The organism is Sphingobium sp. WCS2017Hpa-17 (genome assembly GCF_031843765.1).
Lineage (GTDB): Bacteria > Pseudomonadota > Alphaproteobacteria > Sphingomonadales > Sphingomonadaceae > Sphingobium.
In genome coordinates this window covers 1-1,055 of sequence record NZ_JAVTIV010000063.1, presented here as the reverse complement: position 1 = coordinate 1,055, position 1,055 = coordinate 1, and the positions used below count along the sequence as shown (strand labels likewise).

1 protein-coding gene is annotated in these 1,055 nt (G+C 58.9%); it reads right to left on the bottom strand.

What is annotated here, in order from left to right:
• Nucleotides 1–15 precede the first annotated feature (15 nt).
• A protein-coding gene (locus RQH62_RS24920; protein ID WP_405053600.1) for an IS630 family transposase occupies nucleotides 16–962 on the bottom strand; the annotation gives its coding sequence in 2 pieces (ribosomal slippage) (nucleotides 16–614 and nucleotides 614–962; 948 coding nt in all).
• Nucleotides 963–1,055 lie beyond the last annotated feature (93 nt).

Sequence of the window (1,055 nt, the reverse complement as noted above, 5' to 3'; positions counted from 1 at the left end):
TAGAGCGTTTTTCGATCATTCCAGATCATACCCGCACGAACTGAAGTAGTTGGCACATTCCATTGGCTGGAAGATATCGACGAGTTTGCCGATCAGGCCCCACAGTCCGCTGACGGTTCTTTCTTCCGCCTTTCGCAGCAAGGCTTTGAGTTTTGAAAAGGCTTTTTCGATCGGATTGAAGTCCGGGCTGTATGGCGGCAAGAACCGCAGCGTCGCGCCCGCCGCTTCAATCAGTTCACGCACTGAGGCGCGCTTGTGGCTCGACAGGTTATCCATGATCACGACATCACCGGGCTGCAAAACGGGTACGAGCACGTGGGTGACATAGGCTTCGAACCAGTCGCCGTTGATCGGGCCATCGAGCACCATTGGCGCGACCATGCCGGTCATGCGCAATCCGGCCACCAGCGTGGTCGTTTTGCGGTGACCATGCGGAAAGCCCATACGCAAGCGCTCGCCTTTCCGGCAGCGACCATGGCTGCGGGTCATGTTGGTGGCGGTCCAGGTTTCATCAATGAACACGAGGCGTTCGGGCTCCAGATCGATCTGACTATCGAACCAGTCGTGCCGTTGATTCAGGACGTCGGGCCGGTCCTGCTCGATTGCATGAGCAGTCTTTTTTTGCGCGTCATGCCGCGGCGCACGAAGAAGCGGTGAAGTCCGGCCACAGACACGCTCAGGCCAATCTCGGCCAAACCTACGCGTAGCTCCTCCAGCGTGATGTCCTTGCGGCTCTCCCAAAGGGCGAGGATGTCCTGCCCCCGCGTCTCGATCATGCGTGAGCGCATGTCACCGCCCTGAGGCTTGGGGCTATAATCGCCCGTCTCGCGCCATTGTGCCTGCCATCGGATCGCCGTCGATGGCGCAACCCCAAACCGCGCCGCCGCCGCACGGCAGCTCAAACCCCCGTCAATCGCCGCCAGAAGCCGCGAGCGCAAATCCATAGACAAAGGCTGACCCATCCATGCTGGCCTCCTCCACCAACAGGGATTCTGAATCATAAAATCACGCTCTTGGAAACCCTTGCCGATTCATAACGGTCGAAATCCGCTCTA